Origin of the sequence: Acidocella facilis ATCC 35904 (assembly GCF_000687875.1) — a bacterium.
Lineage (GTDB): Bacteria > Pseudomonadota > Alphaproteobacteria > Acetobacterales > Acetobacteraceae > Acidocella > Acidocella facilis.
Map to the genome: position 1 here is coordinate 25,624 of NZ_JHYG01000004.1, position 14,985 is coordinate 40,608.

A 14,985-nucleotide genomic window follows, 5' to 3' on the forward strand; every position below is an offset into this window, starting at 1 on the left:
GGGGATAAGTGTGAGGCTGATCAATTCCATCGTCGCCACGGCCAGCCGCCATGCCGTGCTGTGCGTGCTGCTGTTCCTGGTGCTGGGCGGGCTGGGGCTGGGCTATACGGCGCGGCATCTGGCCATCGATACCGATACCGATCATCTCTTCGCCTCCTCGCTGGCCTGGCGCCAGGCGCAGATCGCCGAGGACAAGAATTTCCCGCAATTCAACGATCTGATCGTGGCGGTGGTGCGCGCCGATACGCCGGAGGAGGCGAAGGAGACCGCCACCGCGCTGAATGCGGCACTCCAAGCCGATACCGCGCATTTCAAGGATTCGAGCTACCCGTCCGGTGATCGCTTCTACACCGATGAAGGGCTGCTGCTGCTGCCCACGGATCAGCTTGCCAAGTTGCTGAACCAGATCGTCGCGGCCCAGCCTTTCCTCGGCCAGCTGGCGGCGGACCCCTCCGCGCGCGGGCTGCTGGATGGGTTGGCGCTGATCACCCAGGGGGTGCAGGCCGGGGCGAATATCTCGCCCTACAACCAGGCCATCGCCGGGGTGCGGGCGAATTTGCAGGCGGCGGCGAATGGCAAGCCGGTGCCGCTCTCCTGGCAAAGCCTGATCATGGCCGGCGCGCCGGGGCAGGGCGGGGCGGAATTCGTGCTGGCGCATCCGAAGCTGCAGCAGGGCACGCTGCAGCCGGGCGGTGAGGCGACCAAGGCGCTGATGGCGATCGCCAAGACCCTGCCGGATGTGAAGGCCGGGCGGGCTACGGTGAATTATACCGGGCAGATCCCGCTCTCGGACGAGCAATTCGCCTCGCTCACCCATGGGCTGGTGCTGGGCGGCATCATCAGCGTGGTGCTGATCGCGCTCTGGCTCTATCTGGCGCTGCGCTCCTGGCGGCTGATCCTGCCGATTTTGCTGACGCTGGTGATGGGACTGGCGCTGACCATGAGCTATGCCGCCATCGTGGTGCGCACGATCAATCTGATCTCGGTGGCCTTCGCGATCCTGTTCATCGGGCTGGCGGTGGATTTCGCCATCCAATATTGCGTGCGGCTGCGCGCGGTGCGGCTGATGGAGCCGGAGCTGGGCCCTGCCTTGCGCGAGACCTCGCGCCTGGCCGGGGCGCAGATCGCGCTCGCCGCCACCGCCACCGCCTGCGGCTTCCTCGCCTTCGCGCCCACCCCGTTCGTCGGCGTCGCGGAGCTGGGCGAGATCGCCGGGGCGGGTATGTTCATCGCCTTCTTCTGCACCATCAGCTTCCTGCCGGCGCTGTTGCGGCTGTTCCGCCCGCATCCTGAGACGGAATCGGTGGCGCTGCCGGGCGGGGCCAAGGCGGACCACTTCCTGTGCCGCCACCGCCGGGCGGTGCTGGGCCTGTTCGGGGCGCTGGCGCTGGCCGGGTTGTGGGGGGCGGTAACACTGCGCTTCGATGCCAACCCGCTGGATACCAAGGACCCCAATACCGAGAGCATGCGCACCATCCGTTCGCTGCTCGCGGACCCGCAGACCAACCCGTTCTATGCGGATGCGCTGGCCCCCAACCTGGATGCGGCGCGGGCCTTGGCGGATAGACTCAGCCAGCTGAAGGAAGTTTCGCAGGCGATTTCCGGCGCCACCTTCGTGCCGCAGGACCAGCCGCAGAAGCTGGCGATGCTCGCACAGGCCCAGACCATCCTGGCGCCCACCTTGCTGGCCGCCGCCACTCCGCCCAAGCAGCCGGTCACCGCGCAGGAGATCCGCGACGCGATGGCCAAGACCATCGCCGCCATTACCAATGTGCAGGCGAAACTGCCGAAGGGCAGCGAGCTTTTGGGGATCGCGTCGGTGCTCAAGCAGCTGCAGGGCGAGGATGATGCGCGGATCATGGCGATGAATGAAGCCATCACCCGCTTCCTGCCGCTGGAGCTGCAAAACCTCACCCGCGCCTTGCAGGCCAAGCCGATCACCCAGGATAATCTGCCGGCTTCGATCAAGGCGGACTGGTTCCTGCCTGACGGCCAGGTGCGGGTGGAAGCTTTCCCGACGGCGGCGGCGCAGACTACCAAGGGGCTCTATGCCTTCTCCAAGGCGGTGCTGGCGGCGGCGCCCAATGCCGGCGGCCCGGCGATCTCCACCATCGCCACCGCGGGCACTATTCTCAGCTCCTTCAAGGAAGCGGCGATTTTGGCCTTCATCGCCATCGCGGTGATCCTGCTGGCGGTGTTCCGCAATCTGCGTGACAGTTTGCTGGTGCTGGCGGCGCTGGCGCTCTCGGCGCTGCTCACCGCCTTGTTCGCGCGGATGGCGGGCATGTCGATCAACTATGCCAACATCATCGCGCTGCCGCTGCTGTTGGGGGTGGGCGTGTCCTTCAACGTCTATTTCGTGATGAATTTCCGTTCGGGGATGCGCAATTTCCTGGCCTCGGCGACGGCGCGGGCAGTGCTGTTCTCGGCGCTGACCACCGCCACCGCCTTCGGCTCGCTCGCCGCCTCGGCGGATCGCGGCACCGCCAGCATGGGGGATCTGCTCTTCCTCAGCTTGGCGGCGGTGCTGGTTTCCACCTTCATCTTCCTGCCGGCCTTGCTGCACACCCTCGCCGATGCTCGAAAAGCGTAGTTTTTCGCTCTCCGGCCATCGCACCAGCGTGGCGCTGGAGCCGGAATTCTGGGCGGTGCTGGGGGAGGTTGCGGCGCGCCGGGGGATGGCGGTCTCGGCGCTGGTGACCTTGATCGACGCCGAGCGGGGCGGCGAGCGGCCGCTGGCCTCGGCGCTGCGGGTGTTCGCGCTGCGGGAAGCGAACAAGACGGGATAAAAAACGGGGCGCTCGTAAGCGCCCCGTTTTTGGTTCAGCCGCGCAGCGTGGCGCCGGTCTTCTTCGCCACATCGGCGACGATCTTGGCGCAGACAGCCTCGATTTCGGCATCCGTGAGGCTCTTCTCCGCCGGCTGCAGCGTCACCGCGATGGCGAGCGAGATTTTGCCCTCCGGCACGCCCTTGCCCTGGTAACGGTCGAACAGCACCGCATGGGTGACGAGATTGCGCTCCGCCCCCTTGGCGGCGCGCAGCACCGCTTCGGCGCCGACGCTCTCATCCACCAGGAAGGCGAAATCCCGGCGCAGCGGCTGGAAGGCCGGCAGCGACGGGGCCGATTTCTTGCGGCGCTTGGGCTCGGGGATCGCATCCAGGAAGATCTCGAAGGCGATCGCGTTGGCCGGCAGGTCCAGCGCCTTGGTCACGGTCGGGTGCAGCGTGCCAAAGCGCGCCAGCACGGTTTTCGGCCCCTGCATCAGCGCGCCGCTCTGGCCCGGATGGTAGTAGGAGGGCCCGCCCGGCTGGGTGGTGACGGCCTCCATCGGCACGCCAAGCGCCGCGAGCACGGCCATTGCATCGGCCTTGGCGTCCATCGCATCGAAGGGCCGGGCCGGGGTGAGCGCTGAGAGCGGCGTGCCGCCGACCCGCAACCCGGCCGCGACCAGCGCCTGGGAGAGATCCGCCGCATAGGAAGGGCCGGTTTCGAACAGGCCGAAATCCGCCTGGCCGCGCGCCAGGTTGCGCGCCGCCGCCTGCGCCAAGGTCACCAGAGCGGTGGGGCGCATCTGGTTGAGGTCCGCGGCGATCGGGTTGGCCAGGCGCAGGCTCTCCGGCGCGTCGCCAAACAGCGCGCAGATTGCCGCGTCGGCGAAGCTGAAGGTGACGCATTCCAGCAGCCCGCGCATCGCCAGCACCCGGCGCGCCAGATAGGTGCGCGATTGCTTGGGCGTGAGGATGGGGGCGGGCAGGAGGGTATCGGCACGCAGCGAGACCGGCGCGATCGCATCCAGCCCTTGCAGGCGCAGCACCTCCTCGATCAGATCGACCTCCGGCTCGATCTCAGCCGCACCCAAGGCGGCCTCGGTGCCGCCGGGCAGGCCGGGCGCCTGATCCAGCGATGGTGGCTGCGCGACATCATTGCGCCAGCTCGGCACCGCGACGGTGACGCGCTGCGCATCCTGGGCGACAACGCCAAAGCCCAGGCGCTGCAGGGAGGCCACCGCATCGGCGGCTGCGATGCCCGAGCCGCCGAAGCTGCGCAGCCGCTCGAAACGCAGGCTGGCCTGGCGGGTCCAGGCCGGGCGGGCGCCGGCCTCGGAAATTTCGCTGGCGCTGCCGCCGCAGATCGCCATCACCATGGCGCTGGCCGCATCCAGGCCAGCGGGCAGCAGCTGGCTGTCGATCCCGCGCTCAAAGCGCGCCCGGGCATCGGAGAAGATGCCGGTGCGCTGGCCGGTGCGGGCGATCCTGACATGGTCGAACAGGGCGCATTCGATGAAGACCTCCGTGGTGCCTTCATCGCAGCCGGTGCCCTCGCCGCCGGTGATGCCGGCGAGCGACTGCGCGCCGCTGCCATCGGCGATCACGCAATCCTCAGCGCCGGCCGTCACCTCTTTGCCGGCGAGGCCGGGGAAGGTGTCGCCCTCCTGGCCGCGGCGCAGGGTCAATACCCTACCGTTAATCTTCTTCACGTCGAAGACATGCAGCGGGCGGCCGAGATCATAGGTGAAGAAATTGGTGATATCGACCAGCGCGTTGATCGGCCGCAGCCCGATGCTCTCCAGCCGCTTCACCAGCCAGTCCGGGCTCGGCCCGTTCTTCACGCCGGAGATGGTGCGGCCCAGCACCCAGGGGGCGGCTTCAGGGAATTCGTTCGCCCACTGAATGGCGGACGCCCCTTCGCCCTTGATCGGCGCCGGCGAGAACTCCTTCAGCGTGCCCAGCCCGGCGGCCGCGAGGTCACGGGCGATGCCGCGAATGGAGAGCGCATCGCCGCGATTGGGGGTGATGGAGATTTCCACCACCGGCTCATCCAGCCCGGCCCATTGCGCGTAATTTTCGCCGACCGGCGCATCCGCCGGCAGCTCGATGATGCCGTCATGCTCCTCGCCCAGCCCCAGCTCGCGAAAGCTGGTGAGCATGCCTTCGGATTTCACGCCGCGGATCTCGCCCACCTTCAGCACCATGCCGCTGGCCGGTACCACCGCCCCGGCCGGGGCGAACACCACTTTCAAGCCGGTGCGCGCATTCGGCGCGCCGCAGACCACGGACAGCTCCGCCCCGCCGGCATTCACCCGGCAGGCGCGCAGACGATCCGCATTCGGGTGCTGCACCGCCTCGATCACTTCCGCGATCACGAAGGGCTTCAGCGCCTCGGCCTTGTTTTCCACGCCCTCGACCTCAAGGCCGATCTTGTTCAGCGTCGCCAGGATCTGATCCAAGGAGGCGTCGGTTTGCAGCCAGCTTTTCAGCCAGGACAAAGAGAATTTCATCGGATCACAATCCTTCGTGCAGGCTGGCGGGGGAGAGCGGGGAGACGCCGTAATGGCGCAGCCAGCGCACATCGCTCTCATAGAACAGGCGCAGATCGTTGATGCCATGCTTGAGCATGGTGATGCGCTCCAGCCCCATGCCGAAGGCAAAGCCCTGGAAGCGGCGCGGATCGATGCCGCAATTCGCCAGCACGTTGGGATGCACCATGCCCGAGCCGCCGATCTCCAGCCAATCCGTGCCGCCGCCGATCTCGCCGGTCTTGCGGCTCCAGCCGATATCGACCTCCATCGAGGGCTCGGTGAAGGGGAAGTAGGAGGCGCGCAGCCGCACCGGCAATTCCGGCACGCCGAAATAGGCGCGCAGCATGTCGTTCAGCACGCCTTTCAGATGGCCGAGATGGATGCCCTCGCCGATCACCAGCCCCTCGCATTGATGGAACATCGGCGAATGGGTGGCGTCATGGTCGGCGCGGAAGGTGCGGCCGGGGACGACGATGCGGATCGGCGGCGCGTTTTCCGCCAGGCCGTGGGCCTTGGCCCAGTCCAGCATGGTGCGGATCTGCACCGGCGAGGTGTGGGTGCGCAGCACCGGCGGGCGCTGCCCTTCGGGCGCCTGCAGATAGAACGTGTCCATCATCGCGCGGGCGGGGTGATGGGCGGGGATGTTGAGGGCGGAGAAATTATTCCAGTCGGTCTCGATGTCCGGCCCTTCGGCGATGGCAAAGCCCATCGGCGCGAAGATCGCCGCCAGCTCTTCCATCGTGCGGCTGATCGGGTGGATGGCGTCAGTGGAGTCGGGGCGCGGCGGGGCGGTGACATCGATGCGCTCAGCCGCCAGCTTGGCGTCCAAAGAAGCCGCATCCAGCACGGTTTTGCGCGCCAAAAGCGCATCGGTGATCTGCGTTTTTACCAGATTGATTTCCGCACCGGCCTGTTTGCGCGCGTCCGGATCCATCCCGCCCAGCGATTTTAGCAACAATGTCACATTGCCGTTTTTGCCGAGCAGGGAGACCCGCAGCTCCTCCAAAGCGCCCGCATCCGCGGCCGCGATGGCGGGCAGCGCCGCTTCCACCAAGCTCTTCAAATCATCGCTCTGCATCTTGATTATGCCTCACTCTTTCGCGGCCAGGGCAGAGCCCGGTCGGGGTCAAATGTCAAGCCGCGCGCTGTCCGTCGCCGCCGCGCCGCAAGTCCAGGCGGCTTGCTCTGGTGTTACAAATAATCAACAGATGTAAAGAAAAACATCGGGGTGCTGGAAACCCCCGCGATATGAACAAATTAGCTTAACGTGGCGCTTGACCCTTCCCAGGGCGGAAGAGTACAGCCCGCAAGGTGACGTAATCATCGTGATTACGCAACCAAACGGCTATTTTTGCTCACTCAATTCGGACAGGGATCGGTTCCTACCATGAAAATCAAAGCTCTGGGCGCTCTTGCCGGCCTGGCCCTGCTGGCAGCCTGCTCTTCCAACCCGACCAGCACCGCCTCCAACACCGGCGCGGGCATGACCTCCTCCACCGGTCCGGCTCCGGGCTCCGAGCAGGATCTGGTTGCCAATGTCGGCGACCGCGTGTTCTTCGCCTTCAACAAGTCCGGTCTGTCCAGCGATGCCGACGCGACCCTGGGCAAGCAGGCCGCCTGGCTGGCCAAGTACCCCTCCGTGAACGTGCTGGTGGCGGGTAACGCCGACGAGCGCGGCACCGAGACCTACAACCTGGCCCTCGGCCAGCGCCGCGCCAACTCGGCGCGCGACTATCTGGTGGCTCAGGGCGTGTCCGCTTCGCGCATCCAGACCATCTCCTACGGCAAGGATTGCCCGGTTGCCGCTGGCAATGACGAGTCCGCCTACGCGCAGAACCGTAACGCCATCACCTCCGTGCAGGGCTTCAACCCGCAGAACTGCAAGTAATTGCGGCCTGCGTCCGGCCATCTGGCCGGGCCTTGTGTTACAGACCGGCGGCCTTTGGCCGCCGGTTTTGTTTTGCGCCTATCCCTGACTATATTTGAGGCCATTCACGGCCTGACTGGAGTCTCAATGCGCCCCCGTTTCCTGCTTCTCGCTGCCCCGCTTTTCCTGCCGCTGGCCGCATCCGCCCAGCCGCTGATTCAGAGCCAGGAGGGCATCGCCCTGCAGAACGAGATTCTGCAGCTGCAGCAACAGCTCCAGCAGATGCAGGCGCAAGGGGGCGGCAATGGCGGCTCCGCGCTGGGGGGGGGCAACGCGCCGCCGCCATCGGGCAATGCCGGCAATTCTGCCAATGGCGGGCTGGTGGCGAGCCTGCTCACCCAGGTGCAGACGCTGCAATCCCAGGTGCAGTCCCTCAATGGCCAGGTCTCCGAGCTGAAGCACGAGATGGATACCCAGAATGCGCAGACCCAGAAGGATATCGGGGATCTGAAATTCCAGCTTCAGAACGGCGGCGCGGCCGGGCAGGGCGGGCAGCCCGGCCAAGCCCCCGGCGCCCCCGCCAGCGCCCCCAGCGCGCCTCCGCCGCAGGCCGCCGCGCCAAGCGACCCGAAGGCCGCCCTGCAGGCCGCGCTGGATGCCTATGGCAAGCATGATTACGCGGCCTCGGCGCGGCTGGCGCAGGGCATCGTGGCGAAGGATAAATCCGCGCCGCAGGCCTATCGCGCCCAGTATCTCGTGGCGCAGAGCTACGCCGCCAAGGGCGATCCGCAGAACGCCGCCATCGCCTATGACAGCACCTACAACATGAACCGTAACGGCACCTACGCGCCGCATGCGCTGCTGGGGCTGGCCTCCTCGCTGGCCGCGATCAACCAGAACGGCGCCGCCTGCGACACGCTCTCCTCGCTGAACAGCCAGTTCACCAACCAGTCCGCCGGGATGCGGGCGGATGTCGCCGCGGTCGCCAAACGCGCCCATTGCTCCTAAGGGACACTTTCGCGGCGGCGCTTTCGCGGCTGTTGCCGCACAGCACCCCGCGTTTGGCGCTGGGCGTCTCTGGCGGGGCGGACAGCACCGCCCTGGCCTTGCTGGCCGATGAATATTGCCGCCCCCGGGGCGGCGCGGTGCTGGCGCTGATCCTCGATCACGGGCTGCGGGCTGGCTCAGCGGCGGAAGCTCAGCTGACCGCAAGCCGCCTCGCCCAGCGCGGCATCGCCGCGAAGATCATCACCCTGGCGCTGGCGCCGGGGCCGGGATTGCAGGCCCGCGCCCGGGAGGCCCGCCACGAGGCCCTGGCCGAAGCAGCGCGGCAGGCGGGGTTTTTGTATCTGGCGCTTGGCCATCACGCCGCCGACCAGCGCGAGACGGTGGCGATGCGCGCCGCCCGTGGCGAAGGTGGGGTGGAGGGCATGGCCGCCTGGACGGCGCGGCGGGACGTGGTGCTGCTGCGCCCGCTGCTGCGGACCGAACCAGAGCATTTGCGCGCTTATCTCACCGACCAGGGCATGGGCTGGGTCGAGGACCCCTCCAACCTCTCCCGCCGGTTCGAGCGCGTGCGCATCCGCCAGGACGCGGCGGGGCTGAGCCCGAACGGCGCCGCCGCCCGCGCCGCGCGCGAGGCCGAGGATGCCGCCTTCCTCGCCCGCCATGCCGCGATGTATCCGGAAGGCTTCGCGCTGCTGGATGCCGGTAGCGCCCCGCCCTCCGCGCTGGGGGCGCTGCTGCGCACGCTCGGCGGCAAGCTCTACCCGCCACGGCGCGACGCGCTGGCGCGGCTGGCGGGCAGATTGCGCCCGGCGACGCTGGGGGGCGTGCGCATCGCCCCGGCCGGGCGGCTTGGCACCGGTTGGCTGCTGGCGCGCGAGGCCGCCGCCTGTGCCGCGCCGATTGCGGCGAGCAGCCATGCGCTATGGGATGGCCGTTTCACTTTGTTGCAAGATCCCGAACGCCCCGCATCGTTCGGCGCGCTGGGCGCGCAAGCGGCGGCGTTTCATGGGTTTAACGGCCTGCCAACCCTGGTGCTGCGCGGCCTGCCGGCGCTGCGGCCTGCCTCGGGCGGGCTGATCTTTCCGGCGCCGGCGCGGTTTTCGCCGCCTTTGCCGGCCACCCAGGCCCCGTTTCGCGGCGCTGTTTAGCGAGGATTTATTTGTGCTGGTCTAGGAATCCGGTGCAGTATGACCACGTTGAGCTCATGAAGACCTCTCCGTGCCTCGTGCAGGGCGGACGAACTGACTGAAAGAATTGGAAAAGTCTAGATGAATAATCTGGGTCGAAATATCGCTGTATGGGTGGTGGTGGCCCTGTTCCTGGTGGTGCTGTTCAATGTGCTGCAGCCCTCCAGCACGCAGAGCAACGCGTCCGAAATCGCCTATTCCAGCTTCCTGGACGAGGTGAAGAACAACCAGGTGCAGAGTGTCACCATCGCCGGGCACGACATCACCGGCACCACCAAGGACGGCAAGAGCTTCGAAACCTATGCCCCGGCCGACCAGTCGCTGGTCTCCAAACTGACCGATGCCGGTGTGGATGTTTCGGCCAAGCCGGAAGGGGACACGATGAACCCCTTGCTGCGCGCGCTGCTGAACTGGGCGCCGATGCTGCTGATCCTCGGCGTGTGGATCTTCTTCATGCGGCAGATGCAGTCTGGCGGCGGCCGGGCCATGGGCTTCGGCAAATCCCGCGCCCGCCTGCTCACCGAGAAGCAGGGCCGTATCACCTTCGAGGACGTGGCCGGCATTGACGAAGCCAAGGGCGAGCTGCAGGAGATCGTGGACTTCCTGCGCGACCCGCAGAAATTCCAGCGCCTCGGCGGCAAGATCCCGAAAGGCTGTCTGCTCGTCGGCCCGCCCGGTACGGGTAAAACCCTGCTGGCCCGCGCCATCGCGGGTGAGGCGAATGTGCCCTTCTTCTCCATCTCCGGTTCGGACTTCGTCGAGATGTTCGTCGGCGTCGGCGCCTCGCGCGTGCGTGACATGTTCGAGCAGGGCAAGAAAAACGCGCCTTGCATCATCTTCATCGATGAGATCGACGCGGTCGGCCGGCATCGCGGTGCGGGCTTGGGCGGCGGTAACGATGAGCGCGAGCAGACACTGAACCAGATGCTGGTGGAGATGGACGGGTTCGAGTCCAATGAAGGCGTCATCCTGATCGCCGCCACCAACCGTCCGGACGTGCTGGACCAGGCGCTGCTGCGCCCCGGCCGGTTCGACCGCCAGGTGGTGGTGCCCAACCCGGATGTCGCCGGCCGCGAGAAGATCCTGAAAGTGCATATGCGCAAGGTGCCGCTGGCGTCCGACGTGGACGCCAAGGTGATCGCCCGTGGCACGCCGGGCTTCTCCGGTGCGGATCTCGCCAATCTGGTGAACGAGGCGGCGCTGCATGCGGCCCGCATCGGCAAGCGCGTCGTCGCCATGGCCGAGTTCGAATACGCCAAGGACAAGGTGATGATGGGGGCGGAGCGCCGCTCGCTCGTCATGTCCGACGAGGAGAAGCGGATGACCGCCTATCACGAGGGCGGCCATGCGATCTGCTCGATCACCCTGCCGGAATGCGACCCGGTGCATAAGGCCACCATCATCCCGCGCGGCCGCGCTTTGGGCATGGTGATGAGCCTGCCCGAAGGCGACCGCTATTCGATGTCCAAGATCAAGCTGCTACAGCAGCTGATCATGGCGATGGGCGGGCGTGCGGCGGAAGAGCTGACCTTCGGCGCCGACAAGGTCTCCAATGGCGCCTCCGGCGACATCAAGATGGCGACGGATACCACGCGCCGCATGGTCACCGAATGGGGCATGTCCGAGACCCTCGGCATGGTTTCCTATGCCGATGGCCAAGAGAGCTATCTCGGCCAGAGCTTTGGCGGCGGTAAGAGCGTTTCCGAGGCGACGGCCCGCGAGATCGACGATGAGGTCCGCCGCATCATCGACCACGCCTACGCCGAGGCCAAGCGCATCCTCACCGAGCGCCAGGGCGATCTGGAGCGTCTCGCCCAGGGGCTGCTGGAATACGAAACCCTCTCGGGCGACGAAATCCAGATGGTCCTGCGCGGCGAAAAGATCGAACGCAAAGTTGTCGACGAGCCCGCTCCGGACAACCGCCGCGGCTCCGTGCCCACCGCCACGCCCAAGCCGGATGTCGGCGGTCTGGGGCCGGTGCCGGCGTAAGGGCTGGGGGGCCGGGGGTGACTCAAGGGGGACGCTGTCCCCCTTGACCCCCTGCAAAGGGCCGAGAGGCCCTTTGATCCCATCATATTCGGTTCAAAAAAGAGGGGGGGCCTTTAGGCCCCCCCTCTTTTTTGAACCGGGTGGGTTCCAAGGGCCTCTCGGCCCTTGGCGGGGGTCAGGGGGCAGAGCCCCCTGGGAGCACCCGGCCCCCCTCAAGCCGGAAACTGGGACTCCCGGACCTCCCGGACATATTCGGCCAGGGCGTCGGTGATGAGCTGGGCGCCGTCGAGGTAGCGTTTGGCGAAGGCGGGGGCGCGGCCGGGGGTGAGGCCGAGTATGTCGTGGAAGACGAGCACCTGGCCGTCCGTGCCGGGTCCTGCGCCGATGCCGATGGTGGGGACGCGCAGCTTGGCGGTGATTTCGGCGGCGAGGTCGCTCGGGATGGCTTCCATCAGCACCATGCGCGCGCCGGCATCTTCCAGCGCCAGGGCGTCTTCCAGCAGCTGTGCGGCGGCTTCGGGGGTTTTGCCCTGGCGTTTGAAGCCGCCCATCTGGCGCACATGCTGCGGGGTGAGGCCGATATGGGCGCAGACCGGCACGGCACGGCGCGAGAGGAAGGCGACGGTCTCGACCATCGGCGCGCCGCCTTCGAGTTTGACGATCTGCGCGCCGGCTTTCAGCAGCCGCGCCGAGGCGGCGAAGGCCTGGGCTGGGCTTTCCTCGAAGCTGCCGAAAGGCAGGTCCGCCATCACCAGCGTGTTGGTTGCGGCACGGGCGACGATTTCGGTGTGGTAGAGCATCTGCTCCAGGGTCACGCGCAGCGTATCCGCCTCGCCGCCGACCATCATGCCCAGCGAATCGCCCACCAGCACCGCATCCACCCCGGCGGCCTCGGCCAGCCTGGCGGCGGTGACGTCATAGGCGGTGACCATGGTCATTTTGCGCTGTTCGCGCTTCGCCTTGTCCCAGGCGCTAAGCGTTTTGCTCATTCTTCATCTCCCCCGCCTGCGTCAGCAGGCTGAATTGTCCCCGCCTGCGTCAGCAGGCTGAATCGTACCCGCCTGCGCCAGCAGGCTGATGGCGAAGGCCACAGCCTGGGCGCGGATTTCGTCGCGCTCGCCATGGAAGCGCTGATGGTGGGCCATGCTGCCATTGCGTCCGGCAATGCCGAACCACACCGTGCCAACGGGCTTTTCGATGCTGCCGCCATCCGGCCCGGCGATGCCGGTGACGGAGACGGCATAATCGGCCTCCGCCAGCCGCCGCGCGCCTTCCGCCATGGCACGGGCGACCGGCGCGGAGACCGCGCCATTGGCGGCCAGCATCGCCTCCGGCACCCCCAGCATCTGGGTTTTCGCTGCATTGGCGTAGGTGACGAAGCCGTGGGTGAACACCGCGGAGGAGCCCGGAACGGCGGTGATCGCCCCCGCCACCAGCCCGCCAGTGCAGCTCTCGGCCGTGGCCAGGCGCAGCTTTTTGGCGCGGTAGAGTTCCACCAAGGCGGCCGCGCTCATAGCGGCGAGACCAGATGCAGCGCCAGCATCACCAGCCAGGCCATCAGCCCGGCGATGATGTCGTCACCCATGATGCCGTATTCGTCCTTGCGCTTATCCGCCCAGGCGACGGGGCCGGGCTTCCAGATATCGAACAGCCGGAACAGCACGAACGCGATCAGCGCGCCCCAGATGGTCACCTCATAGAGCGCCAGCAGCGGGATCATCTGCCCGGCGATCTCGTCGATGACGATCCAGCCCGGATCGCTGGCGGCTTCCGGCATCCGCCCGATCGCCAGCAGCCCGATGCCAAAGGCCACGACAATCCCGGCCAGCAAAGCCAGATGCCCGGCCTGGAGCAGCGCGCAGCCAATGGCGAGGCCCACCAGCGAACCGAACGTGCCCGGCGCCTTCGGCGCCAGGCCGGACCCGAAGCCCGAGGCCACGAAGCGGGAGAGGTTCATTTCTGCGTCAGCCATTTCGCCACCGGCGAGATCGCCTCGCCATTCAGCAGCGCGCCATAGATGGTGATATTCTCGGAGACGCGCTGCACGTAATTGCGGGTCTCGTTGAAGGGGATCAGCTCCAGCCAGTCCAGCATATTCGCCCCGCCAGGGTTGCTGCCCAGCTCCGGGTCGCCATTTTCGCCCAGCCAGCGGGCGACATTGCCAGGCCCGGCATTATAGGCGGCGATGGCCAGCGGCAGGCAGGTGCCGAAATTATTCACCTCCTGGCTCAGATAGGCCGCCCCCAGCGCCATGTTCTGGCTGGGGTCGAACAGATTGTCGGCGGGCAGGCCGTAGCGCCGGCCGGTGAGCCGGGCGGTGGAGGGTAGCAGCTGCATCAGCCCGATTGCCCCGGCGCCGGAGACCACGCTGGGGTTGAAGCTGCTCTCCTGGCGCATGATGCCGAGCGAGACAGCAGGCGGCAGGGCTGAGGCGGGCGGCTGATAGGGGATCGGCCAGCCCTCGCGCACCAGCATCTGCCCGGAAATCCCCGCCAGCCGGGCGATGGCGACGGAGGATTGCGGAAAGCCCAGCGCCAGCGCCAGCCGCGCCGCCAGCATGCGGTTGCGGTCATCCACCGCCGTCTGCCCGGCGCGGGTGAGGAAGATGGCGGCGTCATGCGCATCGCCCATCTGCATCAGCAGCACGCCGGCGCGGGGCAGCTCGCCCAGGCCGAAATCCAGCGCGTCCTGCATGGTAAAGCCCGGCTCCGGCACGGCTTTGATGCGCGCCGCCAGCTGCTGCGGGCTCTCGCCCAGCGCCAGGGCGGCGAGCTGGCCATAGAAGGTGGTGGGGTAATTCGCCGCACGGGCGTAATCCTGCGCCGCCTGCGCGCCGCTCTCGCTGCGACCGAGCCAGTAATAGGCCCGGGCCTGGGTGATGACAGCGGTGGAGGAGGAGGCGAGGTTCTGGAACCAGGTCGCGGCTTCCTGCGGCTGGTTGAGGAAGCGCAGCAGGATGAAGCCGGCCAGGAAATCCCGGTCGGCGATCTGCTCGCGCGCCGTGCTGCCGGCAATCGGCGGGTCGACCGCGATGACCACCTGATACGCGTCCTTGGCGTCGTTCTCCTGCAGCAAAGCGCGGGCGAGGCTGTTTTGCGCCGGCCAGAACATCAGCTGCTGCCCGGCATCGGCGGCGGCCATGGCACTCTTGCCCTGCGCCTGCCAGAGTGCAGCCGCCTGCTGGTCCTGCCCGGCCTCGTGCAAGGCCTCCACCTGGGTGATGAAATCCGGTGTCATCTCCGGCGTGGTGGGCTGATAAAGGCCCGAGGCCTGTTGCTCGCGCAGCGCCAGCAGCCCTTGCTCGGGCCAGTCCGGGTTCTGCTTGATGAAGGCGGCGATCTCATCCGCGCTGGCGCCGCCCGAGGAGGTCATGCGGAAGAAAGTGACCAGCTTTTCCACCAGCGGGTCGCCGGTGGCGGCCGCCAGCTGGTCCGCCTGGGAGAAATTGCCCGCATGGACATCCTCCATGATCTGCGGGCTCGCGGCGGTTTGCGCCAGCGCACAGGCCGGCATCAGGAGCAGAGGCAAGACGGCCAGAAACTTCATGAGCCCTCTCTAGAGCAACATCCGATCAAACGGTATCGTTTGATCGGATAAAGTTGCTCGCTCACACAAAAAGCGGGCGCGTCGTTC

At 67.2% G+C, this 14,985-nt stretch carries 12 protein-coding genes; 6 read left to right on the forward strand and 6 right to left on the reverse strand.

Annotation, left to right across the window (positions count from 1 at the left end):
- Positions 1-10: 10 nt before the first annotated feature.
- Complete coding sequence (locus tag T331_RS0106275) at positions 11-2,593, forward strand: MMPL family transporter (RefSeq protein WP_026439421.1); 2,583 nt, start codon at positions 11-13, stop codon at positions 2,591-2,593.
- Complete coding sequence (locus T331_RS0106280; RefSeq protein WP_008493595.1) at positions 2,577-2,789, forward strand: ribbon-helix-helix domain-containing protein; 213 nt, start codon at positions 2,577-2,579, stop codon at positions 2,787-2,789. Before T331_RS0106275 ends, T331_RS0106280 begins: the two co-directional genes overlap by 17 nt.
- 34 nt (positions 2,790-2,823) lie before the next feature.
- Here the strand turns inward: T331_RS0106280 and pheT are convergent, their stop codons facing one another.
- The gene (gene pheT, locus T331_RS0106285) at positions 2,824-5,280 is read right to left on the reverse strand and encodes a phenylalanine--tRNA ligase subunit beta (protein ID WP_026439422.1); all 2,457 of its coding nucleotides are present in this window, start codon (positions 5,278-5,280) and stop codon (positions 2,824-2,826) included.
- 4 nt (positions 5,281-5,284) lie between these two features.
- Positions 5,285-6,379, reverse strand: coding sequence for a phenylalanine--tRNA ligase subunit alpha (gene pheS, locus T331_RS0106290; protein WP_026439423.1), 1,095 nt, complete (start codon positions 6,377-6,379; stop codon positions 5,285-5,287).
- Between the two features lie 309 nt (positions 6,380-6,688).
- Here pheS and pal point away from each other — a divergent pair, with 309 nt between their 5' ends.
- From pal to ftsH, 4 genes are all read left to right on the forward strand, one after another.
- Complete coding sequence (pal, locus tag T331_RS0106295; RefSeq protein ID WP_008493592.1) at positions 6,689-7,189, forward strand: peptidoglycan-associated lipoprotein Pal; 501 nt, start codon at positions 6,689-6,691, stop codon at positions 7,187-7,189.
- Positions 7,190-7,315: 126 nt separating this feature from the next.
- Positions 7,316-8,176 (forward strand): tol-pal system YbgF family protein, encoded by an 861-nt coding sequence (locus tag T331_RS0106300; protein WP_026439424.1) that lies wholly within the window; start codon positions 7,316-7,318, stop codon positions 8,174-8,176.
- Positions 8,167-9,324 carry a tRNA lysidine(34) synthetase TilS gene (tilS, locus tag T331_RS17525; RefSeq protein WP_081822145.1) on the forward strand — a complete coding sequence of 386 codons (1,158 nt, stop codon included), beginning with the start codon at positions 8,167-8,169 and terminating at the stop codon, positions 9,322-9,324. The genes T331_RS0106300 and tilS overlap by 10 nt, the downstream gene beginning before the upstream one ends.
- A gap of 120 nt (positions 9,325-9,444) precedes the next feature.
- Entirely contained in the window at positions 9,445-11,352 is a 1,908-nt protein-coding gene (gene ftsH, locus T331_RS0106310) for an ATP-dependent zinc metalloprotease FtsH (protein WP_026439425.1), read from the forward strand.
- A 212-nt stretch (positions 11,353-11,564) separates the two neighbouring features.
- Here the strand turns inward: ftsH and panB are convergent, their stop codons facing one another.
- From panB to T331_RS17530, 4 genes are read right to left on the reverse strand one after another with little or no spacing between them, the layout of a single operon-like run.
- On the reverse strand, positions 11,565-12,341 hold the full coding sequence (gene panB, locus T331_RS0106315; protein WP_026439426.1) for a 3-methyl-2-oxobutanoate hydroxymethyltransferase: 777 nt from the start codon (positions 12,339-12,341) through the stop codon (positions 11,565-11,567).
- A 21-nt stretch (positions 12,342-12,362) separates the two neighbouring features.
- On the reverse strand, positions 12,363-12,866 hold the full coding sequence (locus tag T331_RS0106320; RefSeq protein ID WP_008493585.1) for a CinA family protein: 504 nt from the start codon (positions 12,864-12,866) through the stop codon (positions 12,363-12,365).
- Positions 12,863-13,324, reverse strand: coding sequence for a phosphatidylglycerophosphatase A family protein (locus tag T331_RS0106325; protein ID WP_051622208.1), 462 nt, complete (start codon positions 13,322-13,324; stop codon positions 12,863-12,865). The genes T331_RS0106320 and T331_RS0106325 overlap by 4 nt, the downstream gene beginning before the upstream one ends.
- Positions 13,306-14,898 carry a lytic transglycosylase domain-containing protein gene (locus tag T331_RS17530; RefSeq protein WP_051622209.1) on the reverse strand — a complete coding sequence of 531 codons (1,593 nt, stop codon included), beginning with the start codon at positions 14,896-14,898 and terminating at the stop codon, positions 13,306-13,308. Before T331_RS17530 ends, T331_RS0106325 begins: the two co-directional genes overlap by 19 nt.
- Positions 14,899-14,985: the final 87 nt, after the last annotated feature.

Coding starts and splice junctions, on each gene's coding strand:
- T331_RS0106280 (WP_008493595.1), top strand. CDS start 2,577: ATGCTCGAAAAGCGTAGTTTTTCGCTCTCCGGCCATCGCACCAGCGTG.
- pheT (WP_026439422.1), bottom strand. CDS start 5,280: ATGAAATTCTCTTTGTCCTGGCTGAAAAGCTGGCTGCAAACCGACGCC.
- pheS (WP_026439423.1), bottom strand. CDS start 6,379: ATGCAGAGCGATGATTTGAAGAGCTTGGTGGAAGCGGCGCTGCCCGCC.
- pal (WP_008493592.1), top strand. CDS start 6,689: ATGAAAATCAAAGCTCTGGGCGCTCTTGCCGGCCTGGCCCTGCTGGCA.
- T331_RS0106300 (WP_026439424.1), top strand. CDS start 7,316: ATGCGCCCCCGTTTCCTGCTTCTCGCTGCCCCGCTTTTCCTGCCGCTG.
- ftsH (WP_026439425.1), top strand. CDS start 9,445: ATGAATAATCTGGGTCGAAATATCGCTGTATGGGTGGTGGTGGCCCTG.
- panB (WP_026439426.1), bottom strand. CDS start 12,341: ATGAGCAAAACGCTTAGCGCCTGGGACAAGGCGAAGCGCGAACAGCGC.
- T331_RS0106320 (WP_008493585.1), bottom strand. CDS start 12,866: ATGAGCGCGGCCGCCTTGGTGGAACTCTACCGCGCCAAAAAGCTGCGC.
- T331_RS0106325 (WP_051622208.1), bottom strand. CDS start 13,324: ATGGCTGACGCAGAAATGAACCTCTCCCGCTTCGTGGCCTCGGGCTTC.
- T331_RS17530 (WP_051622209.1), bottom strand. CDS start 14,898: ATGAAGTTTCTGGCCGTCTTGCCTCTGCTCCTGATGCCGGCCTGTGCG.